The following is a 23,443-nucleotide window of genomic DNA, read 5'->3' as shown; positions in this document are numbered from 1 at the left end:
CACCGGGTCAAAAGACAGAACCATTGGCAAAACGTGAGGGAGGAGCGATGCTGGATCGCAGATGTGAAACGATTGAGGTGGCGCTGGACGGGATCCAGGATGGCGCATCAATCATGGTGTCGGGGTTTGGTGACGCGGGACGGCCAAACTACTTGCTGAAAGGCATGATCGACAAAGGCGTGAAGGACCTGCACGTCATTTCGAACAACGCCGGGAACGGTTTTACCGGGCTGGCGATGCTGTTCCGCCTTGGCATGATCAGCAAGCTGACCTGTTCCTTCCCGCGCGGAGATCTGGGTGCCGAAATCACCCGCTGGGTGCGCGAAGGCTCGCTCACCGTCGAAGTGAACCCGCAAGGCACCATGGCCGAACGGATTCGCGCCGCGGGCTGCGGCATTCCGGCGTTCTATACGCCAACTGCCTATGGCACCAAACTGGCCGAAGGGAAGGAAACCAGGGAATTCAACGGCGTAGGCTACGTTCTTGAAACAGCCTTGCACGCGGATTATGCCCTTGTCCACGCCGATAAAGCCGACCGTTGGGGCAATCTGACCTACAAGAACCTGTCGCGCAACTTTTCGCCTTTGATGGCGATGGCGGCCGATGTCAGCATCATCGAGGCCGACGAAATCGTCGAACTCGGCGCGCTGGAGCCGAACACGATTGTCACGCCGGGCGTCTGCGTCAACCGTCTGATCCAATGTCGGCCCGTGGCCGAGAACGAATGGGGAGTAGCCGCATGAAACCGTTGACCCGAGAGGCAATTGCCGCCCGACTGGCCCAGGACATCGACGACGGCTGGCACGTCAACCTTGGCATCGGCATGCCCGAGCAAGTCGCCAATTTCCTGCCCGAAGGCCGCGATATCCTGCTCCATTCTGAAAATGGCATCCTCGGCATGGGTCCGACCCCGCCTGAAGGGGAAGAGGACGAAAGCCTTGTCAACGCCGGGAAAAAGCCGATCACCATGTTGTCAGGGGCGTCGATCTTCGACCACGCGATGAGCTTTGGCATCATCCGTGGCGGCCATCTGGAGCTCTGCTGTCTCGGCGGCTACCAGGTGGCGCAAAACGGTGATCTGGCGAATTGGAGCCGCGACAACGACGATCCCATCGCCTCGGTCGGCGGCGCCATGGACCTGGCCGTCGGCGCCCAGCGAATCTGGGTGATCATGCAGCACAACTCCAAGGACGGTGCCGCGCGGCTGCTGGAAACCTGCGACATGCCATTGACCGGCATGGGCTGCGTCAAGCGGGTGTATACCGATCTGGCGGTGATCGACGTGACCAAGGACGGGTTCCTGGTGACCGAGATGATCGATGGCATGACCGCCGAGGAATTGCAGGCCCGTACGGGCGCGAAACTGCGCTTTGCCGATGGCTGCGGCACCATGCCGGACCTGACCAAAGCCGCGTAATTTCAAATCACTGCACTGATACTCTAACTTAAATCGGCGCGTCCTTTCGGGGCGCGCCGATTGCGAAGGACAGACATGAAAGACGACGACTCACACGCCGCCGGGACCGATGACGGCATCTATAAGCTCGGCGGCTTCAACCAGCTTATGGGGTTTCGCATTGTCGAGCGCGGCGAAGGCTTTCTGAAGGGCGAGATCGACCTGCAGCCTTATCACATGAACAAGGCGAAATTCACCCATGGCGGGGTTTATGCTGCCGTTCTGGACAGCGCCTGCACCGGCTCTGGGTTGTATTGTCCGTATCCCGGCCGCATCCGCAAATGTTCGACCCTGTCGCTGACGGTGAATTATGTCGGCATGTCCAAATCCGGAAAACTGCACATAGAATCCCGGGTAACCCGCTCAGGCAGAACGATTTATTCCTCTGTTGGCGAAGTGTACGATGACCAGGGCAACCTCTGCGCCCATGCCATTGGCACCTTTAAATACATGCGCGGCAGCGACGATCCGAAGGGTGTGCCGATGGACCCTGAGTGAGGCCGGCGCCGATTGCCCGGTTCCGGCGCCCAGCTGCATTCGCTCCAGCGCCGATTGCCGCTTGAAAGCGGGCGCTGGCGGCACTACCTTGCGCTACCATATCCAGCACCACTGAAGGAGTGAAAAACTGGCTCGCAGACCCCACAACGCGCCTCCGACGCGTGACACCGGCCCTCGTATCAATGAGAAAATCCGTTCCAGCCAAATCCGTTTGATTGGCGCGGAGGGTGAGAACGTCGGCGTGGTGACCCCCGCCCGTGCGATGGAAATGGCCGAAGAAGCCGGGCTCGATCTGGTTGAGATTTCCCCGAATGCAGAACCTCCGGTCTGCAAGATCATGGATTTTGGCAAGTTCAAATACGAACAGCAAAAACGTGAGAGCGAAGCCCGCAAAAAGCAAAAGACGATCGAGGTGAAGGAGGTGAAGTTTCGCCCCAACACCGACACCAACGATTACGACGTCAAGATGCGCAATGTGTTCCGGTTTCTTGAGGCCGGCGACAAGGTGAAGATCACCCTCCGGTTCCGCGGCCGTGAAATGGCGCACCAGAACCTGGGCCGTGAATTGCTGGAACGGGTGGCCGCAGACGTTCAGGACGTCGGCAAGGTCGAAAACATGCCCCGCATGGAAGGCCGCCAGATGGTGATGATGATCGGCCCGGCGCGCTGATCGCGTCGCGCTGACAGCCGCCAGACCATTGAATCGACAAGCCCGGCGCCATTCAGGCGACCGGGCTTTTTCATGTCCGTTGCTCAGGGCTCAGGCTGCGCTGCGACCCTGCCGCCCTCAGGCGGCGGAGGTCAGCGCGCTCACATCCTGGCCCGAGGCCGCCAGCACGGCCTTGACAATGTTATGATAGCCGGTGCAACGGCAAAGGTTGCCGTCGAGGTGATCGCGCACCTCGGCTTCGCTGGGCTTGGGGTTGATCTTGAGCAGCGCCTCAGCGGCCATGATCATCCCCGGGGTGCAGAACCCGCATTGCAGCCCGTGATGATCCTGAAACGCCTGCTGCATCGGTGACAGGGTGTCGCCATCCGCCAGCCCTTCGATGGTCAGCACCTCGGCGCCGTCGGCCTCGGCGGCGAACATCGTGCAGGCCTTCACCTGGATGCCGTTCACATGCACCGTGCAGGCGCCGCATTGCGAGGTGTCACAGCCGACATGGGTTCCGGTCAAGCGTAGGGAATCGCGCAGAAATTCGACCAGCAGCGTGCGACCCTCGACGTCACCTTCGGCGGTGTCGCCATTCACCTTCATGCTGATTCTGGGCATCGCTGATCCTCTTCGAAAACGGTATTCCAAGTTAAGTAAACCATGCGGCGCGGGCGAGGAAAAGAGGCGATCTGCCTTTTGCGGCCCTGCATGATGCCTGTGTCAGCCTGTGTCGGGCCTCTGTCATTCCTCGCGGCGGCGGCGGCGGTCGCGTGGCTGTGGCCGGGTCGGGATTTCCTTGAGCAACCCGCCCACCCCCATTGCGGCGATGTCATCCAGGCTGACCGGGAGTCCGCAAGCGACCCGCGCCAGCACCCAATCGGCACCATTCAGCGCCGGAGATCGGGCACATCCCGGCAATCCGATCACCGGGCGGGGCCCGAGCGCGCCAAGAAACAGCAGGTTGCCGGGATCGACCGGCATGCCAAAGCGATCCACCTGCCCGCCCGCCAGCCGCAGCGCCTGCGGCGCGACATCCTCAAGGTCCGAGGTCGCCGATCCGGTCAGGATCAGCAGCAGATCCTCGTCAGCCTCGCGCAGCGCTTCGGCCAGCGGCGCGGCGCGATGCGGCACCATGACCGGGTCGCCCATGGTGATGTTCAGGGCGGCAAGGCGGGCGCGCACCGCCTCGACCCCCTTGGCCCCGGCGCCACGGTCGATTTCGGTGACAATCAGCCGCGCCGTCGCATGGGCCGGTCGTGCCAGGCGGATTGCAGGAGGCCCGGCCAGCACCGCGCGGGCGCGCTCCAGATGCGCGCCGGGCAACGCATAGGCGATGATCTTGACCGTCGCCGCCATCTGGCCGCTGCCAACCTGCTGAAACGGCGGCAGCGTGGCCAGGGTCAGCATCGGGTCGATCCGGTTCAGCGCCAGCAACCGCTCCGGGTCGAGCAGGATCACCCCCGGCGCTTCGGCAATCAGGTTCACCCGACCGGTAAAGGCCTCGCTCAGCCGCAGCCCCTGCCCTTCGGGATCAGGCACCAGCGCCGCGGCGATGGCGGCGGCGGCGGCATCCTCGCCGACATCACCGGGATCAGGGCGGGCGACGATCACCTCGGCCAGGCCGGCAGCCCTGAGTGCAGCGATGTCCGCGGTGCTGAGCACCCGGCCCTTGCGCAGTCGCCCGCCGGGCAGCGCGACGGAATGCGCCAGAATCGCGCCCGCCGCCGCCGCCGTGGGAACCGGGCCGAACCTCATGCCTGCCTCAGCACCTGGGTCATCTGCGCCAGGATCGCCACCGCGATCTCTGCCGGGTCGGCGGCGCCGATGTTCAGCCCGATCGGCGCGTGGATCCGGGCAATCGCGGCCGCATCATGCCCCGCCGCCTGCAACCGCGCGACGCGCTTGGCATGGGTGCGGGTGGAGCCGAGGGCACCGATGTAAAAACAGTCAGACGTCAGTGCCAGGCTCAGGGCGGAATCGTCGATCTTGGGGTCATGGGTCAGCAGCACCAGCGCACTGCGCGCATCCATGCCCAGCTCGGCCAGCACCAGATCGGGCCAGTCATCACGGATCACCTCGCCGGGAAAGCGATGCTCGGCGGCAAAGGCCGGGCGCGGGTCGATGATCGTCGAGTCATAGCCTGCGATCCGCGCCATCGGCACCAGCGCCTGGGCGATATGCACCGCCCCGACCAGCATCAGCCGCAGCGGCGGGTTGTGGATCACCACCACATGGCGCCCGTCCGCCTCGAGCCCTGAGCGATCGGCGCGGAAGCGTTCGGGGAAATCCTGCGGTCCGGCCAGATGACGTGCCTCCCCCTCCAGATCCGAAACCAGCGCCACCGGGCGCCGGGCGGCGCGCGCGGCGCAGAGATCGGCAAGCAGCGTTTCGCTGAGGCCGCTTTCGGGGCCGATCGGCTGCACCAGGATCCGGATGGTGCCACCGCAGGCCAGCCCGACCGCAAAGGCGTCATCATCCGACACGCCATAGCTGAGCAGCCTTGTGCCGCCATCGGCCAGCGCCTCGATCGCCTCGCCGACCACCGCGCCTTCGACGCAGCCGCCAGAGACCGATCCCGCCAGCGCCCCGTCGCCGGAAATGGCCAACATCGATCCGGTCCGGCGCGGCGCCGAGCCCCAGGTTTCAATCACCGTGGCCAGAACCGCACCGCGTCCGGCGCGGTGCCAGGCCAGCGCCTGTTCGGGCATATCGTCAAAACGGTCCATCATCGGGTCCTCCGGGGTGGAACCTAGCATGTGGCCGGGCGGTGTCTGCCCCAAAATGGCGCGGCGGTGGCGACTTGGGTCAGGGGGCGCTGCCCCCTCGGCCCCTGGCCTCACCCCCGGGATATTTTGGACCAGAGGAAGCGGGGGGCGGAGATTGGCCCCGAGCCAGAGCGCGCAGATTGGTCGCGGTGGCAGCGCTTGAACCGGACGGCGCGCCTGCGCATAAGGGCGGGGTAGAGAAAAGGATATGCCATGATCGGTCGTTTGAACCATGTCGCCATCGCCGTGCCCGACCTGGAGGCCGCGTCGAACCAATATCGTCACGCCCTCGGAGCCAAGGTCGGCGCGCCGCAGGATGAGCCGGATCACGGGGTCACCGTGGTGTTCATCGAGCTGCCCAACACCAAGATCGAGCTGCTGTATCCGCTGGGCGAAGGCTCGCCGATCCAGAGCTTTCTCGACAAGAATCCCTCGGGCGGCATTCACCATGTCTGCTATGAGGTCGAGGATATCCTCGCCGCCCGCGACCATCTGCAATCGACCGGCGCCCGCGTGCTGGGCGATGGCACCCCAAAGATCGGCGCGCACGGCAAACCGGTGCTGTTCCTGCATCCCAAGGATTTCAACGGCTGTCTCGTCGAACTGGAACAGGTCTGATGGGACCGACATCGGCCATCGTCCTGTTCGCGGTGATCTGGTTTCTGGTGCTGCTGATCATCGCGCCGATGCGGATTCGCACCCAGGCCGATCTTGGCAAGGTGACCAAGGGCACCCAATCCGGCGCCCCGGAGGTGCATCACCTGCGCAAGAAAATCTGGATCACCACCGGGGTGACCATCGTGCTCTGGGCCATCGCCGCCGGGATCATCCTTTCCGGCTGGATCAGCATTCGCGATCTCGATTTCTACAACCGGATGGGCCCGCCCAGCTGAGTCGCCGGACCGGACCGACCTAGGTCCGCTGCCCTTCCAGCCCGTGGAACAGATGGGTGAAGCTTGCGGCACCGAGGATCGGGATCACCAGGTTGACCAGTGGAATCGACAGCGGCATCGCCATCAGTACCCCGGCCAGCCAGATGGTGCCGATATGGCGGCGGCGCAACCGGCGCGCCTCGACCCGGCCAACCCGGCGCATCGCCGCCAGGGTGAAATATTCGCGTCCCAGCAGAAAGCCGTTCAGCCCCCAGAAGATGAAGATCGCCAGCGGGGCCAGAAGCGCATAGAGCACCAGCGCCAGAATATTGGCGCCAATCAGCACCCCGAGGAAATTCAGCGTGTCGCGGATCGCATCGCCCAGCGGCTGACGGGGGACCTCCGGCAGGGTCGGATAATGCACATCCTCCACCGCCTGGGCGACATCGTCGAGAAACATCGAGGTGATCGCCGAGGCCACCGGCACCATCAAGAACACCGACAGGAACACCATCACGAAAAAGCTGGTCAGGGTCAGCAGATCGTTCAGCCAGGTGACCGTGCCGACCAACGGAATCACCGCCTCGGGACCGATCCACCAGTTCAGCAGCAGCAGGAAGGCCGCAAAGACCGCCACCAGCAGTGCAAAGGTCAGCCCCATGCCAAGCAGCAGCACCCGGCGAAATCGCGGATCGCCGACCTGCGACAGGGTCAGGGAAAAGGCCCGAAAGATCAGAGGGAGATCCATGTCACCTTGGCCTCCAGATCGGGGCGCGGCCGCTCCGGCGGCGCGGCGGTTTCAGTGCCGATATGGATAAAGGCCGCGACCCGTTCGGCGCCAGCCAGGCCCAGCCCGGCGGTGACGAAATCGCGGTCATGCGCCACCCAGCCGGTCAGCCAATTGGCGCCAAAGCCCGAGGCCAGCGCCGCGTTGAGCAGCGCCAGCGCCACCGCGCCCGCCGAATAGGTCTGTTCCAGGGCGGGGATTTTCGGGCTGTCCACCGGGCTTTCGACCACCACGACGGCGAGCGGCGATTGCGCGAATTGATCGACCGCCTTGGCGATGTCACCGGCGTCCTTGCCCAGAGCCGCACCACGGCTGGCGGCCAGGTCGGCAAGCCGGGTCAAGGCGGCGCCTTGCAGCACGATAAAGCGCCAGGGCTCCAGCTTGCCATGATCGGGGCTGCGCGCGGCGGCGGTGAGGATGGTTTCCAGCGCGGCGCGCTCCGGTGCCGGGGCAGTCAGGGTCTTGGCCGGGCGCGATCTGCGGCTGAGCAGGAAGTCGAGGGCGGCTGGGTTGCGTTCGGGCATGCGGATCTCCGGTCAGGCCCGGTTTATGTCGGCGTTCAGAAGGGTGCGGTCAAGGGGCCGGATCACCGGGCGCGGCGGCGCGGCTGTCATCGCCAAGCGGACTGGGTGATCAGGGCGCCCGCAGAGCGGCCAGGAATTTGCCCCTTTGGCCGCTATCCCCGGCCTGGGCCAGCGCCCGCCCCAGGGCTTCGAGCGAGGCGACGGAATGCCCGGCGAGAAAACAATCGACGGTGGGCAGCAGGGCGCGGATGCCGCGGGCGCGCGGCGCGAACCCGTCGAAGCGCAGCAGGGGGTTCAGCCAGATCACCCGGCGGGCGGAAAGCTGCAGCCGCTCGGCCTCGGCGATCAGCTGCGCCGGGTCACCGCGATCAAGGCCATCAGTGACCAGGATCACCACCGCGCCCCGCCCCATCACCCGGCGCGACCAGTCGCGATTGAAGATATGCAGCGCCGTGCCGATCCTGGTGCCGCCCTCCCAGTCGCGGGCCTCGGTCCCCGCCGCCTGCAGCGCGGCATCGACGTCGCGATGGCGCATGTGGCGGCTGATATTGGTCAGCTCGGTGCCGAAGGTAAAGGCATGGACCCGGGCCCAGCCGGCGCCCCTGGCATTGGCGATGGCATGAACGAAATGCAAAAGCATCCGGCTGTAACGGCTCATCGAGCCGGAAATATCGCAAAGCACCACCAGATCTGGCCAGCGGTCGCGCGGACGATGGCGGCGCGGCGCCTGCAGCTCGCCGCCCTGGCGCAGGGCAGCACGCAGGCTCTGCGCCCGGTCGATGCGCCCGCTCACTGCCGGGTGGCGGCGCCGCGACGGCAGCGGGCGCACCGGCAGCGCCAGGTCGGCGATCATCCGCCGTGCCATCACCATTTCCGCCCCGGTCATCTGATCGAAATCGAGGGTCTTGAGCCGTTCCCGCGCCGAGGCGGTGTCGCTGACATCGACCTGCAATTCGACCTTGGGATCGGGGGCGCTATCCTCTGGCCCCTGGTCCGGGCTGAGCCCGGCCAGCAGCGCCTCGGCGGCGCGGGTTTCGGCGGCGGCGGGCGGGCGCGGCGCCGCCTCGCGCAGAGCCGGTGCCATCACCGCGACCAGGGTCTCCAGATGCCGCGGATCGCGCCAGAACAGCCGGAACACGGAATCGAAAATCGCCCGGTGATCGGGGCGCGAGACAAAGCAGGCCTGCAGGGTCCAGTAGAAATCTTCGCGTTCGCTGAACCCGGCCACCGCCACCGCCTGCACCGCGTCCAGCACCCGGCCCGGCCCGATCGGCAGACCGGCATGGCGCAGGGCGCGGGCGAAATGGGTGATATTGTCAGCCAGGCGCGGCGCTTGCGGCAAAGTGGCGGCTTCAGTGGATGCCGTGGTCATTGCGGCACCCTTGCGGGGGGCTGTCTGCCCCCCACCGCCCTGCGGGCGGCCCCCCCGAGGATATTTCTGACCAGAGGAAGCCGCTGGGGCATCTCAGACCGGGCCAAGGCTGGCGCGGACCTCATCCAGCAATCGGGCGGCTTCGGAGCCTTCCATCCGGGCGATATCATCCTGGTATTTCAGCACCGCACCGAGCGTGTCGGAAATCAGCTGCGGCGACAGTGCCACCGCATTCAACGCCAGCAGGCATTTTGCCCAATCGATGGTTTCGGCGACGCCGGGTTTCTTGAACAGATCGGCAGCGCGCAGCCGCTGCACAAAGGCGGTGACCTCCTGAGACAAGCGATCAGAGGCTTCGGGAACCCGGGCGCGCAGGATCTGCATTTCGCGGGCAAAATCCGGGTAATCGACCCAATGGTACAGGCAGCGGCGCTTCAACGCGTCATGGATTTCGCGGGTGCGGTTCGAGGTCAGGATGACGATCGGCGGCTCAGGCGCCCGGATCACCCCGATTTCCGGAATGCTGACCTGAAACTCCGACAGCGCCTCAAGCAGAAACGCCTCAAACGGTTCGTCAGCGCGGTCGATCTCGTCGATCAGCAGCACCGGCGGGCCATTTTCATGCGGGCGCATCGCCTGCAACAGCGGCCGTTCGATCAGGAAATTCGGGCCAAAGAGGTCGCGATTCAGGATCTCGGCATCGGCCTGGCCGGTGGCCTCGGCGGTGCGGATGGCGATCATCTGGGCAGCAAAATTCCAGTCATAGACCGCCGAGGCCGTATCAAGCCCCTCGTAACATTGCAGCCGGATCAGGTCGCGCCCCAGGGATGTCGCAATGGTCTTGGCGATCTCGGTCTTGCCGGTGCCGGCCTCGCCCTCAAGAAACAGCGGCCGGGCCAGGGTCAGCGACAGAAAGGTCACGGTGCTGAGCGCGCGCGCGGCGACATAGCCCTGCCCGGCCAGCATGTCCTGGGTCGCGTCAATGCTTGTCGGATATGCCATCTGGCCCTCGCTCTGCTCCGGAGGGCCAGCCTGCATTCGGGGCGGTTATAGTCAACCCACCGCAGTGAAACCGCCATATGCTGAATTGCCACGCGCCCGGCCTGCCCGCGCCGGGGCAATTGACGCGGCCCGGCACCGCTGCCATTCTTTGGCCAAACAATAACGGGTCACCCCCGACAGATGGCGACAGGCAGAAATATGGCATCCGGGATCACCGCGCAGGCGCGCTCATGCGGATAACCGCGATCACCTGTGTAAAGAACGAGGGTCCGTTCCTGCTGGAATGGATCGCCTTCAACCATGTGATCGGGGTCACGGATTTCCTGTTCTATTCCAACGATTGCAGCGACGCGACTGACCGGTTGCTCGACCGGTTGGCGGATCATGGCGTGGTGCAGCACCTGCCGAACCCGGCCGAGGGACGCAATTACCAGATGGAGGCGTTGAAAGACGCCAAGAAACAGCCGCTGGTGACCGGGGCCGATTGGGTCTGGATCGCCGATGTCGACGAATTCCTGAACATCCATGTTGGCGACCATACGATCCCGGCCCTGATCGCCGCCTGCAACGATCCACAAGCGATTTCGCTGAATTTTCAGTTCTTTGGCAATGACGGGATCGAGGCCTATTCGGATCGCCCGGTGATCGCGCAATTCACCCGCTCACACAATCCGGACATCTGGTGCGGGGAATTGGCAATCGAGGTCAAGTCGCTGATCCGCAGGGATTTCCCGGTGCAATATTACGGCGCCCATCGCCCGTTCATCAAGAAATCGGTGGCCAAGGACAAGCGCCCAAGCTGGACCGACGGATCGGGCCGACCGGTGCCGCATAAATTCCTGGTCGCCGCCAATGAGCGCCGGATCCGCAAGTTTCCCGCCCTGGGTGCCCGCGATTTCGCCACGTTGAACCATTACGCACTGCGCTCGCTCGACAGCTATCTGGTCAAGAATGACCGCGGCGACGTCAACCGCGCGCACCGCGCCTTTGACGACAGCTATTGGCGCGAACGTGCCGATGTCGCCTGGCAGGACCTGAGCATCCAGCGCTACCTGCCTGATCTGAAATCGGAAACTGATCGTCTCATGGCGCTGCCGGGGATCGCGGATCTGCATGAGCAGGCGGTGACGCTGCACCGGGCCAAGCTGGCGGAGCTGGATGCCCAACCCAGCTATCAGGCGATGCGGGCACAGCTGAAATCACTCGGCACCCTGCCACCGCAAGAGCTGGCGCTGCTGGAAGAACTGGGGCTAAGCGCATGACACGGCTGCGCGTCATCAACCTCGGTCTGCCGAAAAGCGGCACCACCACCCTGGCCACAGCGCTGAACAAGGCCGGGATGAAAGTCGCGGATCACAAGATCCGCCCGGCCCAGACCGACAACCCGGCGCTGCAACGGCAATTCGTCGGCGATGTGCTCTATCGTGGCTATTTCCGGACCGGCGATCCGCTGGCCGAGCTGGAGGCGTTCGACGCCATCACCGAAAGCTCTTACCTGACCCATGGCGGGTCCGCTTGGCCGCAGATGGATTTCGGGCTGATCGAGGCGATCCGCGCCCATCATCCCGGCGCCAAATTCGTCGCCACCCAGCGGCGGGCGAAATTTCTGTCGCGCTCGATGCTGAGCTGGACCAACATGAATACAAGGCTGGAACGCGCTGATATCCCCGGGCTTCCTCATGGATATGGCAACACGACGATGGAGCGAGTGACCTGGATCAAGGCACATTACGCGCATCTGCGTCGGCTGTTCCGGGGGCGGCCCGAGGAATTCCTGCTGCTCGACGTTGCCGCCGAGGATGCGCGCGAACAGCTCAGCGCCTTTCTGGGGAGAGAGATCGACTGGTGGGGGCGCGCCAATGCCAATCCCGATGGCGCATCTGACGAAACCGAAGACGACGCGGATGGCGACGCGGACGAAACCAGCGAAGGCCCGACCCACGCATGAGGATCTATCTGCATATCGGGCTGGAACATGTCGGCGCCGAACGGCTGCAGGCGGTGCTGGTCGACAAGCGCGCGCAGCTGATCGGCAAGGGCGTGCTGTTTGCACGCAGCCCCGGCAATCGCAATCACACCCGGCTGTTCATGGCCGTCACCGACCCCGATCACATTGATCCGCTGCGCTTCAACCGGGGCTACATCCTGCCGGAAAAACAGGAAAACCTGGCCAACAACGTGTTGGAAAGCCTGAGGAAAGAGGTCGAAACCCATCGCCCAGAGGTGCTGATCCTGTCGGCCAGCCAATTGGGCACCTCGCTGGCCCGGGTCAGTGAGCTGGAGCGGCTCAAGGCGCTGCTGTCGCAGCTCTCGGATGACATCCGGATCGTGGCGCATGTCGACGATCAGGCCCGGGTGCTGGCGCGGTTCTATTCGGCACAGGTGATGGAAGGCCGGGCCAGCAGCCTGGCCGTCGAGCTAGGCCTCGTCGGGGCAACCGACTGGTGGGCGGCCGCACGGGCGGCAGCGCCTGAGATCGCGCCGCAGCTCGGGGTGTTTCAGGAGAACCAGGCCCCGGCATTCTGGCTGGATTATCAGCAGCTTATGCGCCACTGGGAAGGCGTTTTCGGCGCCGGTTCCGTGCAATTGCGCCCGTTCCAGACCAAAGTGTTCAGCGCCATCGCCACCGAGGAGTTGCGTGCCGCCTTTGACATCGAGGAAAATATCGGCAAGGCCGGGCCGGTGCCGCCGCCGGCACAGCCCGCCGCCGCCTGGGTGGCGCGCGGGCGGCAGATGAACACGCTGTTGCTGCGCCTGCTGGCCAAGGGCGACCGGGTGCTGCCGCGCCCGCTCTGGACTCGGATCATGGAGGATTTCCGTGTCGACGGCGATCCTATTGACCCCGGCAGACTGGCCGCGATTTCAGAACGGTTTGCTGACGATAATGCCGCGCTGATCACGGCCCATCCCGCCCTGGCCGCCGCCCCGTTCACCGCGCCCGATCCCGGCCCGACCTGGACCGAGGCCGACCCGACCTTTGGCTTTCGCGCCTCGCAATATCTGCTGGCTTTTCGCTGGCGTATCGACAAGGCGACGGCCGACGCGCAGGCGACCAAGGTGCAGGCGATGGCGGCGCTGAATGGCACGCCCGCACCCAAGGCGGGTCAGCCCGCCGCAGATGCCCCAAGCGCCGCCGCGCTGAAGGTGATGCCGCCGCTGGCCGTGGAGAAATACCGCGAAATCGTCACCTCGCCGTTCCGCCCGCACAACCGGCTGGGACAGGTGAATGAGGAAGAGCTGGCGGCGGCCTATACCCCGGTCCCGCCGCGTGACCTGCCCGAAGGCTCCAGCGGGCGGGTGATCGTCGGCTGCATGAAGAACGAGGCGCCCTATATCATCGAATGGGTCGCCTATCACCGCGCCATCGGGTTCGACAATTTCCTGATTTACACCAACGATTGCAGCGACGGGACTGACAAAATCCTGCAGCGGCTGGATGCAATGGGCATTGTCCAGCACCGTGACAATGACGGCTGGACCGGCAATTCGCCACAGCAATTCGCCCTGGATGCGGCGCTGAACGAACCGGTGCTGAAGAATGCCGAATGGATCGCCCATATCGACGTCGACGAATTCGTCAATATCCGCTGCGGCAATGGCACTTTGGACGATTTCTTTGAGCGGGTGTCGCATGCGACCAATGTGGCAATGACCTGGCGGCTGTTCGGCCACAATGGCGTCACCCGTTACGCGGATGAATTTGTGATCGAGCAATTCGACAGCTGCGCCCCGAAATTCTGCCCCAAGCCGCACACCGCCTGGGGCTTCAAGACCATGTTTCGCAACATCGGCGCCTATGGAAAACTGTCCTGCCACCGGCCCAACAAACCCGCCGAGGACCGGCTTGGCGACATCGCCTGGGTCAATGGGTCCGGCGCGCCGATGGGCGGGGACGTGGTCCGAAACGGCTGGCGGAATTCCAAACGCTCGATCGGTTACGACCTGATCCAACTGAACCACTATGCCCTGCGCTCGGCCGAGAGCTATTTGGTCAAGCGTCAGCGCGGGCGGGCGCTGCATGTCGACCGGTCCATCGGGATGAATTACTGGGTGCGGATGGATTGGAACGATTTCAAAGACATAACCATCAAACGTAATCTGCCCCGCCTGCGCGCAGCTTATGACGCGCTGCTGGCCGACACCAATCTGCAGGAACTGCATCTGGCCGGGGTCGACTGGCATCGCGACAAGGCGGCGGAATTGCATGAAAACCCCGAATTCCAAAAGCTTTACGAGCAGACCCTCACTGTCCATCTGAACGAGACCGAGCGCGTGGCCTATGCGCTGGCGCTGGACATGGAAAGTTAAAGTAATGAATTATCCGTCAGGCGTAAGAATTTGAAATTCCTGGCAGTTCTTTGTGTTCGCAACGAGGCAGCCTTCCTGCTGGAATGGCTGGCGCATCACCGCGCCGTCGGATTCACCGATTTCCTGGTCTTTTCCAACGATTGCCAGGACGGCACCGACCAGATGCTCGACCGGCTGGCCGCCCTGGGGCTGATCACCCATATTCGCAATGATGGCCCCTATGACAAGGGCGGCATCCAGTTCACCGCGCTGAAACAGGCCGACCGGCTGGAGAGCGTCCGTGCCGCCGATTGGATCCTGGCCTTTGATGTCGATGAATTCGTCAATATCCATGTCGGGAACCATCGCCTGCCCGATCTGCTCGGCGCCCTGCCCGAGGCCAGCGCCGTCACCCTGACCTGGCGGCTGTTCGGCAATGCCGATGTGGTACGTTATGTCGACGAGCCGATCACCGCGCAATTCACCCGCGCCGCACCCGAGGTGATCTATTGGCCCTGGCGCGCCTTGATGTTCAAGACGCTCTACCGCAACGATGGCACCTACAAGAAACTCGGGGTGCATCGCCCGCGCGCCCCGGATCCAACCCGGATCGACACCGCGCGCTGGTTTGACGCCGCCGGGCGCGAACTGGATGCGAAATTCCGCACCGAACGGATTTTCAACAATTACGGACGCAAGAACAACGACCTCGCCCAGCTCAACCATTATCCGCTCGGCGCGATGGAAAGCTATGTGGTCAAGGCGGACCGTGGACGGGCGGTGCATTCCGATCATCTGCTCGATATCGACTATTGGGTCGAGCGCAATTTTGCCGCCGCCGAAGACACCACAATCCACGCCCTCGCCCCGGAGATGGCGGCGGAACGCGCCCGGCTGATGGCCGATCCCGAACTCGCCGCCCTGCACCACAACGCCGTCGCCTGGCGCCGCGAGCGATTCGAAATCCTGCTGCAGCAAGAGCCGTTTCGCGCCCTGTTCGGGCGGCTGTTGATGAGCCAACCGACCCGCCCGGTGTCACTCAAAGCCGCGCAATTCCTGGTTCGGCACGCCAATTTGGCCCGATCCCGCGACAATGGCCCGAAAGGCGCCTGATCGATCACGATCCGACGACAGTTCCGGCAGAGGCCTTCGCAAACCGCTGTCGGATGGTGCAAGATCAGGCCTTGACCGCTGGGCTGGCGGCGATTGGGCCGTGGGGGGCTTGGCGATGAACGATGTGGAAACGGCGCTGACGCGCAGCCTTGAGGGTCTGGATGACACCACCTGGCTGCGCGAATTCGTCAATATCGTCGATGAGCATGGCGCCTTCCAACCGCTCGGCAAACGCCATTTCGCGGCGCTGGTCGAAAACGGCTCCACCCTGCTGGTGACCTTTGAATCCCTGCCCGCGATCCGCACCCAGGGAGAGCCGCTGGGCTGGCATATGGTGCGCGACTCCGGCTGGTCGCATCTCTGCCTGGCCTGCGACGGCGACACCTGGTTTCGCGATCCCCGGGTGTTTGGCTATTTCGACCGGTTGGTCGATGACGGCTTTCTTGAGGATTTCGAGACCGTGCTGTTCTACGGCGCCGGGCCCTGCGGTTATGCGGCGGCGGCGTTTTCGGTCACCGCGCCGGGGGCCAGGGTGCTGACGATCTCGCCACAAGCGACACTCGATCCCGAGCACGCGCTCTGGGACAATCGGTTTACCGAGATGCGCCGGGTTTCCTTTACCGACCGCTACGGCTTTGCCCCGGATATGACCGAGGCGGCGGATCAGGCCTTTGTCATCTATGACCCGACCGAAACCCTGGACGCGATGCATGCGGCGCTGTTCCGGCGCAAGAACACCACAGCGCTGAAGCTGCGCCGGATGGGGGACGCGATCGAGGGCGATCTCAAGGCGATGCAGATCCTGCACCGGCTGATCGAACTGGCCGGCACCGGGCGGCTGAACGCTGCCAGCTTCGCCCGGCTGGCCCGCACCCGTCGCAGTCACCTGCCCTATCTGCGCCGCCTGCTCGGCGCCATCGAGGCGGCAGGCCGGCCAACGCTCGTCGCCGCCCTCTGCCGCAACGTGGTCGCCCGAATGAAGGCGCCGCGCTTTGCCCGCCGCCTGGAGATGCTGACCAGCGCCGAGGGCGCCGCGAGCGGGGAAACCCATCCGGACAAGGACGCAACAGAACCGGCGCGGGTCGGCTGATCCAAGCCGCGCCGGGGACTGGTCAGCCCGCAGCACTTGCGCTATGCGAAGCGGCATGAGCGATCACCTGACCATCCGCCGTCCCGACGACTGGCACCTGCATCTGCGCGACGGCGCGATGCTCGCCGCCGTGCTGCCGGAAACTGCCCGCCATTTCGCCCGCGCCATCGTGATGCCGAACCTGGTTCCGCCGGTGGTGACCGGGGCCGAGGCCGCCGCCTATCGCGACCGGATCCGCGCCGCCCTGCCCGCAGGCATGGTGTTCGAGCCGTTGATGACGCTCTACCTGACCGAGGGCACCGATCCCGAGGATGTCGCCGCCGCCCATGCCTCTGGCCTGATCAAGGCGGTGAAGCTCTATCCGGCCGGCGCCACCACCAATTCCGCCTCCGGCGTCACCGATTTCAACAAAATCGCCGCGGTGCTGGAGCGGATGGCCGAGATCGGGCTGCCGCTCTGCACCCATGGCGAGGTCACCGATGCCGATGTCGATATTTTCGACCGCGAGGCGGTGTTCATCGACAGGGTGCTGGATCCGCTGCGCCGCGCTCATCCTGGGCTGAAGGTGGTGATGGAGCATATCACCACCGCCCAGGCCGCCGAATACGTGCGCAGCGTCGATACCGGCCTTGGCGCGACGATCACCACCCATCACCTGGTGATCAACCGCAACCACATCCTGGTCGGTGGCATCAAGCCGCATTATTATTGCCTGCCGGTCGCCAAGCGCGAGGAACATCGCCTCGCCCTGGTCGCCGCCGCCACCTCGGGCGATCCGCGCTTCTTTCTCGGCACCGACAGCGCCCCGCATATCGACGCGCTCAAGGAACATGCCTGCGGCTGTGCCGGTTGCTTCACCGCGACCAACACGATGTCAATCCTTGCCGAGGTGTTCGAGGCCGAAAGCGCGCTTGACCGGCTGGAAGGCTTCACCTCGCTGAACGGCCCGGCCTTCTATGGCATGCCCGCGAACGAGGCGCGCCTGACCCTGATCAAAGGCCCCCCGTTCCACTATCCAAGCAAGATCGACAGCGCCGATGGTCCGGTCACGGTCTTTGACCCCGGTTTCCCGCTGCATTGGCAGGTCGATGACTGACCCCAGGCTTCATCTTGCCAAAAATAGTCCCGCCGGAGGCATCGCCGCCAGCGGCGGCGAACCGGGCGGTGCCCCCTCCCGGAGCGATCCGCGGCGGTGATGTCGCGACATCGATTTCAAGCCTCCGGCGGGACTATTTTTGGCAAGATGAAGCGCAGACGCGTTTCAAGACGGAGACCCAGCCCATGATCCCATCATCCTACCCCGCCGCCGAGGAAATCGCCCGGCTGAGCGCGGCGATGCTGCTCGATATTGAAGCGGTGCATTTCAACGCGACCGAGCCCTTCACCCTGGCCAGCGGATTGCCGAGTCCGACCTATATCGATTGCCGCAAGCTGATCTCCTATCCCCGCATCCGCTCCACCCTGATGGATTTTCTGGCGGTGACGGTGATGCGCAATGCCGGGCTGGAGGCGTTCGACAATATCGCTGGTGGCGAGACCGCCGGCATTCCCTTTGCGGCGCTGGTGGCCGAGCGGATGGCGCTGCCGATGACCTATGTGCGCAAAAAGCCGAAAGGCTATGGCCGAAATGCGCGCATCGAGGGGGTGATGACTCCCGGCCAGCGGGTGCTGCTGGTCGAGGATCTGACCACCGATGGCGGATCAAAGGTCTCCTTTGTCGATGCGATCCGCGAAACCGGGGCCACCTGCGCGCATACGGCCGTGATCTTTTATTACGGGATTTTTCCGGAGACCGAGCAGACCCTTGGCGATCATGGCATCGCCCTGCATCACCTCTGCACCTGGTGGGATGTGCTGGCTGAGGCCAAGCGCCGCGCCAGTTTCGACACCGCCACCCTGAGTGAGGTCGAGACGTTTCTGAACGATCCCCGGGCCTGGCAGGCGGCGCGCAGCGGCGTCTGACGATTCGCCCGCAGAGGCGGGTGCCGCGCGGTGCCACATCCGCGCCCTGCCAGCAATTCGGCTCGGAAAACGATGGAGCAAAAGGATAGGACAGCGAAAACCCGCGCCATATCTCGCTGGATGTTCGCCTGATCCACCCAGATGTGGTATCAAAACTTATGCACAGACGATTCACAGGTTATCAAGATTGTCGGTCGCGCGGCCTATCCTATAGGTGTAGTGCCTATGGACGCGCGCAACGAAAACGACGCGGAACGGGGGCACAGCGGGCCGGATTGTCGGCAGCTGGCCGATTGGGTCACAGGTGGCCCGAGGGTATCAGATGAACGACCATCCAAGGATTGACTCGGCGGAGGGACTTTTGCCTTTGGGCAAGGAAATCGACCGTGTCCCGCATTCGATCGAGGCTGAACAGCAATTGCTGGGCGCCCTGCTGACCAACAACGACATCTATGACAAGATCGCCGGGATCATCGGTCCGCAGCATTTCTATGAGCCGGTGCACGCCCGGATTTTCGAAACCGCCGCCGCCCGGATCGCCAAGAACAACCTGGCCAGCCCGGTGACGCTGAAGGCGTTTCTGGAGGCCGACGAAGGTCTGGCAGAACTGGGTGGACCGGCCTATCTGGTGCGCATCGCCGGGGCCGCGGTCAGCGCCTATGCGGCGCGCGACTATGCCCAGATGATCTATGACATGGCGATCCGCCGTCAGCTGATCGGGCTGGGCCATGAGATCGCCGCCAAGGCGGCGACGGTGGATGTTGCCAGCGAACCCAGAGAGCAGATCGTCGAAGCCGAACAACAGCTTTATAAGCTCAGCGAACAGGGCCAGACCGAAAGCGGGTTCCAATCCTTCCTGCGCGCCGTCACCGATGCGGTGAACATGGCCAATGCCGCGCATCAGCGCGACGGCGGGCTGGCCGGGATCTCGACCGGGCTCACCGATCTCGACAAGAAACTCGGCGGCCTGCACCCTTCGGATCTGTTGATCCTTGCCGGGCGCCCGTCGATGGGCAAAACCTCGCTCGCCACCAATATCGCCTTTAATGTCGCCAAGGCCTATCGCCGCGGGCTGCGTCATGACGGCACCGAGGGCGCGGTGGATGGCGGCGTCGTCGGCTTTTATTCGCTGGAAATGAGCGCCGAGCAACTGGCGGCGCGGGTGCTGTCCGAAGCCGCCCAGGTGCCCAGCGAACAGATCCGTCGCGGCGACATGACCGAGGATGAGTTCCGCCGTTTTGTCGAGGCCGCCAAGGAGCTGGAAGCCTGCCCGCTCTACATCGACGACACCGCCGCCCTGCCGATTGCGCAGTTGGCGGCGCGGGCGCGGCGGTTGAAGCGAACTCATGGGCTTGACCTGCTGATCGTCGATTACCTGCAGCTGGTGCGCGGCACCGCCGAAAACCGGGTGAACGAGATCGGCGAGATCTCGATGGGGCTGAAGGCCATCGCCAAGGAGTTGAACATCCCGGTGATCGCCCTGTCACAGCTGTCACGGCAGGTGGAAAACCGTGAGGACAAGCGCCCGCAACTGTCGGACCTCAGGGAATCGGGGTCGATCGAACAGGATGCGGATGTGGTGATGTTCGTGTTCCGTGAGGAATATTACGTCGAACGCGAAAAGCCCTCGGATGACAAGATGGCCGAAATCGCCGCCTGGCAGGAGCGGATGGAGCGTCTGCATGGCCGCGCCGAGGTGGTGATCGGCAAGCAGCGCCACGGCCCGATTGGCACGGTCGAGCTGAGCTTTGAGGGCCGGTTCACCAAATTCGGCAATCTGGTCAAGCCCTGGCAGGCCGATCAGGGTGGCGACTATTGAGCACGCAGGCGCGGATCGAACGGATCAGCGCCGAGACCGCGCATCATCTGGCTGAGGTGGCCGAGGGCGTGTTCGACGCACCGCTCACCCCGGAGCGGCTGGCGGCGGTTCTGGCCCGGCCCGAGCATCTGTTATTTGTCGCCCGCGACGGCGAACTGGTGGTCGGCCAGTGCCTGGCGATGGTGCTGCATGGGCCGGACCGGGATCCGGCGCTTTATATCGACAATCTCGGGGTTGCTGAGGTGGCCCGGCGACGTGGAATTGGCACCGCGCTGATGCAGGCAGCGCTGGCCGCAGGGCGCGATATGGGCTGTGCCTGGATCTGGCTGGGATCGGATCCGGATAGCGCCAGCGCCAAACCCTTTTATCAGGCGCTCGGGCTGAGCTTTCGGCAGGTCGAATATGCCGAAGCCGAACTGAACTGATTCGCCTTCACCTTTTCGTGCGCCAGCGGGAATGGCTGGACTCCGCGCAGAGCCTGGCGCGAGGATCGGCTGATGAGACGCGTGTTTGCCCTGGTCATTGCCCTCATCTCTGCGCCGCCGGTCGCGGCACAGGTCGAGCCCTACGACCCAAGCGCCATCGAGGTCGATGTCGAGCTGCTGTTGCTGGTCGATGTGTCCCGGTCGATGACCCCGAGCGAGCTTGAGATTCAGCGGCGCGGCTATGCCGAGGCGCTGACCTCGGATTCGGTTCTGAACGTGATCGGCGATGGCTTTCTCGGCCATATCGCGGTGGCCTATGTCGAATGGGCCGGCGCCGGGTCGCAGAGAGTGGTGGTCGATTGGCGGCTGATCCGGTCGCGCGACGATGCCCAGGGTTTTGCCGAGGCGCTCACCCTGCATTTCACCCAAGCTATGCGCCGCACCTCGATTTCCGGGGCGCTGGCGATGGGCCCCGGGTATTTCCGCGGCAACCGCTTTGCCGGGCTCAGGCGGGTGATCGACATTTCCGGCGACGGGCCGAACAATGACGGCGCGCCGGTGCTGCCGATCCGCGATCAGGTGCTGGCCGAAGGGATCACCATCAACGGGCTGCCACTGATGACCCGCGATGGAATCGCGGCTTGGAACCTTGATGATCTCGATATCTATTACCAGACCTGTGTGACCGGCGGCGCCGGGAGCTTTGTTATCCCGGTTTATGACTGGGCGGAATTCGCCGCCGCGGTGCGCAAGAAACTGGTGCTGGAAATCGCGGGCAAGACGCCAGCCCCGCCCCGGCCCGAGGCGCGGGTGATCCCGACCCAGGCCTCCCCGGGGCGTGATTGCCTGATCGGTGAAAAGATGTGGCAGCGCAGCCGCGACCTCTGGGAACCTCTCTAGACAGGCCCCGTCCCGATCATCGGCGCGACATCGCGCCTGCGCCGCATCCGGCGCGGTTTGTCCTTGCACCGCGCCGGTGCTGCGGTCAAAAACGGCGCATGGCTACAGGACAACTCACCATCGACCTCGACGCGTTGATCGCCAATTGGCGCGCGCTGAATGCCCTGTCGGACGACAGGGTGGAAACCGCTGCGGTGATCAAGGCCAATGGCTATGGTCTCGGCACCGCCCAGGTGGCGCGGGCGCTGGCCCGGGCCGGGGTCCGCCGGTTCTTTGTCGCGGTGGCCGAAGAGGCGGCGCAGGTGCGCGAGGTGCTTGGCTCTGCTGTCGAGATCAACCTGTTCAGCGGCCATATGCGCGGCGACACCGATATGATCCACGATCTGGATCTGGTGCCGATGATCAATTCCATCGACCAGATGTTGCGCCATGTCGAGGCGCTGCCGGGGCATCGCTTTGGCGTCCAGCTGGACACCGGGATGAACCGGCTGGGGATGGAACCCAGCGAATGGGACGCGCTGCGCCCGATCGCGATGGAGCAGGAGGTGACCCTGCTGATGTCGCACCTGGCCTGTGCCGATGAGCCGGATCACCCGATGAACCGCGAACAATTGCAGGTGTTTCACGACATGACCGGCGGCTTTGACGCGCCCCGCTCGCTGTCGGCCACCGGTGGCATCCTGTTGGGGCCTGAGTATCATTTCGACCTGACCCGCCCCGGGATCGGCCTTTACGGCGGGCGCCCCTTCGAAGCGGCGCAGCCGGTGGTGCGGCTTGACCTGCCGGTGATCCAGATCCGCGACCTCGATCCGGGTGAAACAGTGGGTTATGGCAACACCTGGGAGGCCGAGGAACCCAGCCGCATCGCCACGGTCTCGGGCGGTTATGCCGATGGCATCCAGCGGATCCTTGCGCCGCGGACATCACTTTATGCCGATGATGTCCCCTGCCCGGTGCGCGGCCGCATTTCGATGGATCTGATCGGTGTCGATATCAGCCATCTGCGCCATGACCCCGAGGTGCTGACCCTGATCGGCCCGGATCAGGGCGTCGACGACCTGGCCGACAATGCCGGCACCATCGGTTATGAGATCCTGACCGCGCTGAGCCCCCGCTACAGCCGTCGATTTTCGCAAGGATGAGGCTGCTTGCCGGCATCGGCGCCCAGGTTCTGGGCCTGCTGGCGCTGATCGGGCGGGTGGCGCTCTATTTCGTTGAAACACTCAGCCACCTGCTGCGCCCACCGTTTTACAGCCGTGAATTCGGCATCGCCCTGATCAATATCGGCTGGTTGTCACTGCCGGTGGTCGGGCTGACAGCGGTTTTCACCGGCGGCGCGCTGGCGCTGCAAATCTACGCTGGCGGCTCCCGCTTTGACGCCGAGGCGGTGGTGCCGCAGATCGTCGCCATCGGCATGGTCCGCGAATTGGGCCCGGTGCTGGTCGGGTTGATGATCGCGGCGCGGGTGACTTCCTCTATCGCCGCCGAGATTGCCACGATGAAAGTCACCGAACAAATCGACGCGCTGGTTACCCTCTCGACCCATCCGATGAAATACCTGACGGTGCCGCGGGTGCTGGCGGCGCTGGTCACCGTGCCGGTGCTGGTTGGAATCGGCGATGTCATCGGCGTGCTTGGCGGCTATCAGGTGGCGACCGGATCACTGGGCTTCAACCCGGCGGTTTACCTTAAAAACACAGTCGATTTCCTGGAGCCGCTCGACATCATCTCGTCTCTGGTCAAGGGAGCGGTGTTCGGGGTGATCGCGGCGCTGATGGGCTGCTATGCGGGGATGAATTCCGGCCGGGGCGCCCAGGGCGTCGGAGCAGCAACCAAAAGCGCGGTCGAGGCCGCGGCGGTGCTGATCCTGGCGGCGAATTTCCTGCTGACCCGGATGTTCTTTTCGCTATGAGCAC

The 23,443-nt window shown here is 64.4% G+C and carries 25 protein-coding genes; 18 read left to right on the top strand and 7 right to left on the bottom strand.

From position 1 onward, the window contains the following. The first annotated feature begins 47 nt into the window (after positions 1 to 47). The 4 genes from P1U48_RS09230 to infC all read left to right on the top strand — a co-directional run bounded on the left by P1U48_RS09230 (position 48) and on the right by infC (position 2,624). Positions 48 to 743: a 3-oxoacid CoA-transferase subunit A gene (locus tag P1U48_RS09230; RefSeq protein WP_301068678.1), complete on the top strand. Its 696-nt coding sequence runs from the start codon at positions 48 to 50 to the stop codon at positions 741 to 743. Beyond that, positions 740 to 1,417: a 3-oxoacid CoA-transferase subunit B gene (locus tag P1U48_RS09225; RefSeq protein ID WP_301068677.1), complete on the top strand. Its 678-nt coding sequence runs from the start codon at positions 740 to 742 to the stop codon at positions 1,415 to 1,417. The genes P1U48_RS09230 and P1U48_RS09225 overlap by 4 nt, the downstream gene beginning before the upstream one ends. Positions 1,418 to 1,492: 75 nt before the next feature. Further along, a complete protein-coding gene (locus P1U48_RS09220; protein WP_301068676.1) occupies positions 1,493 to 1,954 on the top strand; it encodes a PaaI family thioesterase in 462 nt (153 codons plus the stop codon). A 127-nt stretch (positions 1,955 to 2,081) separates the two neighbouring features. Continuing rightward, positions 2,082 to 2,624 (top strand): translation initiation factor IF-3, encoded by a 543-nt coding sequence (infC, locus tag P1U48_RS09215; protein WP_366142873.1) that lies wholly within the window; start codon positions 2,082 to 2,084, stop codon positions 2,622 to 2,624. Positions 2,625 to 2,741: 117 nt separating this feature from the next. On the opposite strand, the gene P1U48_RS09210 is transcribed toward infC, so the two are convergent. The 3 genes from P1U48_RS09210 to P1U48_RS09200 form a co-directional block, all read right to left on the bottom strand. Next, positions 2,742 to 3,227 carry a (2Fe-2S)-binding protein gene (locus P1U48_RS09210; protein ID WP_301068675.1) on the bottom strand — a complete coding sequence of 162 codons (486 nt, stop codon included), beginning with the start codon at positions 3,225 to 3,227 and terminating at the stop codon, positions 2,742 to 2,744. A gap of 123 nt (positions 3,228 to 3,350) precedes the next feature. Next, a complete protein-coding gene (locus tag P1U48_RS09205) occupies positions 3,351 to 4,364 on the bottom strand; it encodes a molybdopterin-binding protein (RefSeq protein WP_301068674.1) in 1,014 nt (337 codons plus the stop codon). Then, complete coding sequence (locus tag P1U48_RS09200) at positions 4,361 to 5,335, bottom strand: XdhC family protein (protein ID WP_301068673.1); 975 nt, start codon at positions 5,333 to 5,335, stop codon at positions 4,361 to 4,363. The genes P1U48_RS09205 and P1U48_RS09200 overlap by 4 nt, the downstream gene beginning before the upstream one ends. A gap of 252 nt (positions 5,336 to 5,587) precedes the next feature. Between P1U48_RS09200 and mce the strand changes: the two genes are divergently transcribed. Then, positions 5,588 to 5,992, top strand: coding sequence for a methylmalonyl-CoA epimerase (mce, locus tag P1U48_RS09195; RefSeq protein WP_301068672.1), 405 nt, complete (start codon positions 5,588 to 5,590; stop codon positions 5,990 to 5,992). Continuing rightward, positions 5,992 to 6,267: a DUF1467 family protein gene (locus P1U48_RS09190; RefSeq protein WP_301068671.1), complete on the top strand. Its 276-nt coding sequence runs from the start codon at positions 5,992 to 5,994 to the stop codon at positions 6,265 to 6,267. The genes mce and P1U48_RS09190 overlap by 1 nt, the downstream gene beginning before the upstream one ends. Before the next feature lie 19 nt (positions 6,268 to 6,286). Here P1U48_RS09190 and P1U48_RS09185 read toward each other — a convergent pair whose 3' ends face one another. From P1U48_RS09185 to P1U48_RS09170, 4 genes are all read right to left on the bottom strand, one after another. Then, positions 6,287 to 6,982 (bottom strand): EI24 domain-containing protein, encoded by a 696-nt coding sequence (locus P1U48_RS09185; protein ID WP_301068747.1) that lies wholly within the window; start codon positions 6,980 to 6,982, stop codon positions 6,287 to 6,289. Then, a complete protein-coding gene (locus P1U48_RS09180; RefSeq protein ID WP_301068670.1) occupies positions 6,979 to 7,557 on the bottom strand; it encodes a nitroreductase family protein in 579 nt (192 codons plus the stop codon). Before P1U48_RS09180 ends, P1U48_RS09185 begins: the two co-directional genes overlap by 4 nt. Before the next feature lie 109 nt (positions 7,558 to 7,666). Beyond that, on the bottom strand, positions 7,667 to 8,929 hold the full coding sequence (locus P1U48_RS09175; protein WP_301068669.1) for a VWA domain-containing protein: 1,263 nt from the start codon (positions 8,927 to 8,929) through the stop codon (positions 7,667 to 7,669). Between the two features lie 93 nt (positions 8,930 to 9,022). Beyond that, complete coding sequence (locus P1U48_RS09170) at positions 9,023 to 9,931, bottom strand: MoxR family ATPase (protein WP_301068668.1); 909 nt, start codon at positions 9,929 to 9,931, stop codon at positions 9,023 to 9,025. Positions 9,932 to 10,161: 230 nt separating this feature from the next. Between P1U48_RS09170 and P1U48_RS09165 the strand changes: the two genes are divergently transcribed. The 12 genes from P1U48_RS09165 to P1U48_RS09110 all read left to right on the top strand — a co-directional run bounded on the left by P1U48_RS09165 (position 10,162) and on the right by P1U48_RS09110 (position 23,439). After that, positions 10,162 to 11,193, top strand: coding sequence for a glycosyltransferase family 2 protein (locus tag P1U48_RS09165; RefSeq protein ID WP_301068667.1), 1,032 nt, complete (start codon positions 10,162 to 10,164; stop codon positions 11,191 to 11,193). Continuing rightward, a complete protein-coding gene (locus tag P1U48_RS09160) occupies positions 11,190 to 11,879 on the top strand; it encodes a sulfotransferase (protein ID WP_301068666.1) in 690 nt (229 codons plus the stop codon). The genes P1U48_RS09165 and P1U48_RS09160 overlap by 4 nt, the downstream gene beginning before the upstream one ends. After that, positions 11,876 to 14,239 (top strand): glycosyltransferase family 2 protein, encoded by a 2,364-nt coding sequence (locus P1U48_RS09155; protein WP_301068665.1) that lies wholly within the window; start codon positions 11,876 to 11,878, stop codon positions 14,237 to 14,239. Before P1U48_RS09160 ends, P1U48_RS09155 begins: the two co-directional genes overlap by 4 nt. Positions 14,240 to 14,269: 30 nt before the next feature. After that, positions 14,270 to 15,331, top strand: coding sequence for a glycosyltransferase family 2 protein (locus P1U48_RS09150; RefSeq protein ID WP_301068664.1), 1,062 nt, complete (start codon positions 14,270 to 14,272; stop codon positions 15,329 to 15,331). A gap of 115 nt (positions 15,332 to 15,446) precedes the next feature. Continuing rightward, positions 15,447 to 16,421: a phosphoadenosine phosphosulfate reductase gene (locus P1U48_RS09145; RefSeq protein WP_301068663.1), complete on the top strand. Its 975-nt coding sequence runs from the start codon at positions 15,447 to 15,449 to the stop codon at positions 16,419 to 16,421. A gap of 55 nt (positions 16,422 to 16,476) precedes the next feature. After that, complete coding sequence (gene pyrC, locus P1U48_RS09140; RefSeq protein WP_301068662.1) at positions 16,477 to 17,517, top strand: dihydroorotase; 1,041 nt, start codon at positions 16,477 to 16,479, stop codon at positions 17,515 to 17,517. A 185-nt stretch (positions 17,518 to 17,702) separates the two neighbouring features. Then, positions 17,703 to 18,383 carry an orotate phosphoribosyltransferase gene (locus tag P1U48_RS09135; protein ID WP_301068661.1) on the top strand — a complete coding sequence of 227 codons (681 nt, stop codon included), beginning with the start codon at positions 17,703 to 17,705 and terminating at the stop codon, positions 18,381 to 18,383. A gap of 322 nt (positions 18,384 to 18,705) precedes the next feature. After that, positions 18,706 to 20,202: a replicative DNA helicase gene (locus tag P1U48_RS09130; RefSeq protein WP_301068660.1), complete on the top strand. Its 1,497-nt coding sequence runs from the start codon at positions 18,706 to 18,708 to the stop codon at positions 20,200 to 20,202. Further along, positions 20,199 to 20,627: a GNAT family N-acetyltransferase gene (locus P1U48_RS09125; RefSeq protein WP_301068659.1), complete on the top strand. Its 429-nt coding sequence runs from the start codon at positions 20,199 to 20,201 to the stop codon at positions 20,625 to 20,627. Before P1U48_RS09130 ends, P1U48_RS09125 begins: the two co-directional genes overlap by 4 nt. Before the next feature lie 72 nt (positions 20,628 to 20,699). Beyond that, the gene (locus P1U48_RS09120; protein WP_301068658.1) at positions 20,700 to 21,527 is read left to right on the top strand and encodes a DUF1194 domain-containing protein; all 828 of its coding nucleotides are present in this window, start codon (positions 20,700 to 20,702) and stop codon (positions 21,525 to 21,527) included. A 98-nt stretch (positions 21,528 to 21,625) separates the two neighbouring features. Then, on the top strand, positions 21,626 to 22,669 hold the full coding sequence (gene alr, locus P1U48_RS09115) for an alanine racemase (protein WP_301068657.1): 1,044 nt from the start codon (positions 21,626 to 21,628) through the stop codon (positions 22,667 to 22,669). Next, entirely contained in the window at positions 22,666 to 23,439 is a 774-nt protein-coding gene (locus P1U48_RS09110) for an ABC transporter permease (RefSeq protein ID WP_301068656.1), read from the top strand. Before alr ends, P1U48_RS09110 begins: the two co-directional genes overlap by 4 nt. Positions 23,440 to 23,443: the final 4 nt, after the last annotated feature.

This window comes from Pseudooceanicola sp., from assembly GCF_029213205.1.
Classification (GTDB): domain Bacteria; phylum Pseudomonadota; class Alphaproteobacteria; order Rhodobacterales; family Rhodobacteraceae; genus Pseudooceanicola.
The sequence above is the reverse complement of the archived record's forward strand: the minus strand, read 5'-3'. Positions and strand labels throughout refer to the sequence as shown.

Excerpts from the sequence above, each read along its gene's own strand:
- P1U48_RS09230 (WP_301068678.1), top strand. The coding sequence starts at position 48 with ATGCTGGATCGCAGATGTGAAACGATTGAGGTGGCGCTGGACGGGATC.
- P1U48_RS09225 (WP_301068677.1), top strand. The coding sequence starts at position 740 with ATGAAACCGTTGACCCGAGAGGCAATTGCCGCCCGACTGGCCCAGGAC.
- P1U48_RS09220 (WP_301068676.1), top strand. The coding sequence starts at position 1,493 with ATGAAAGACGACGACTCACACGCCGCCGGGACCGATGACGGCATCTAT.
- P1U48_RS09210 (WP_301068675.1), bottom strand. The coding sequence starts at position 3,227 with ATGCCCAGAATCAGCATGAAGGTGAATGGCGACACCGCCGAAGGTGAC.
- P1U48_RS09205 (WP_301068674.1), bottom strand. The coding sequence starts at position 4,364 with ATGAGGTTCGGCCCGGTTCCCACGGCGGCGGCGGCGGGCGCGATTCTG.
- P1U48_RS09200 (WP_301068673.1), bottom strand. The coding sequence starts at position 5,335 with ATGGACCGTTTTGACGATATGCCCGAACAGGCGCTGGCCTGGCACCGC.
- mce (WP_301068672.1), top strand. The coding sequence starts at position 5,588 with ATGATCGGTCGTTTGAACCATGTCGCCATCGCCGTGCCCGACCTGGAG.
- P1U48_RS09190 (WP_301068671.1), top strand. The coding sequence starts at position 5,992 with ATGGGACCGACATCGGCCATCGTCCTGTTCGCGGTGATCTGGTTTCTG.
- P1U48_RS09180 (WP_301068670.1), bottom strand. The coding sequence starts at position 7,557 with ATGCCCGAACGCAACCCAGCCGCCCTCGACTTCCTGCTCAGCCGCAGA.
- P1U48_RS09175 (WP_301068669.1), bottom strand. The coding sequence starts at position 8,929 with ATGACCACGGCATCCACTGAAGCCGCCACTTTGCCGCAAGCGCCGCGC.
- P1U48_RS09170 (WP_301068668.1), bottom strand. The coding sequence starts at position 9,931 with ATGGCATATCCGACAAGCATTGACGCGACCCAGGACATGCTGGCCGGG.
- P1U48_RS09165 (WP_301068667.1), top strand. The coding sequence starts at position 10,162 with ATGCGGATAACCGCGATCACCTGTGTAAAGAACGAGGGTCCGTTCCTG.
- P1U48_RS09160 (WP_301068666.1), top strand. The coding sequence starts at position 11,190 with ATGACACGGCTGCGCGTCATCAACCTCGGTCTGCCGAAAAGCGGCACC.
- P1U48_RS09155 (WP_301068665.1), top strand. The coding sequence starts at position 11,876 with ATGAGGATCTATCTGCATATCGGGCTGGAACATGTCGGCGCCGAACGG.
- P1U48_RS09145 (WP_301068663.1), top strand. The coding sequence starts at position 15,447 with ATGAACGATGTGGAAACGGCGCTGACGCGCAGCCTTGAGGGTCTGGAT.
- pyrC (WP_301068662.1), top strand. The coding sequence starts at position 16,477 with ATGAGCGATCACCTGACCATCCGCCGTCCCGACGACTGGCACCTGCAT.
- P1U48_RS09135 (WP_301068661.1), top strand. The coding sequence starts at position 17,703 with ATGATCCCATCATCCTACCCCGCCGCCGAGGAAATCGCCCGGCTGAGC.
- P1U48_RS09130 (WP_301068660.1), top strand. The coding sequence starts at position 18,706 with ATGAACGACCATCCAAGGATTGACTCGGCGGAGGGACTTTTGCCTTTG.
- P1U48_RS09120 (WP_301068658.1), top strand. The coding sequence starts at position 20,700 with ATGAGACGCGTGTTTGCCCTGGTCATTGCCCTCATCTCTGCGCCGCCG.
- alr (WP_301068657.1), top strand. The coding sequence starts at position 21,626 with ATGGCTACAGGACAACTCACCATCGACCTCGACGCGTTGATCGCCAAT.
- P1U48_RS09110 (WP_301068656.1), top strand. The coding sequence starts at position 22,666 with ATGAGGCTGCTTGCCGGCATCGGCGCCCAGGTTCTGGGCCTGCTGGCG.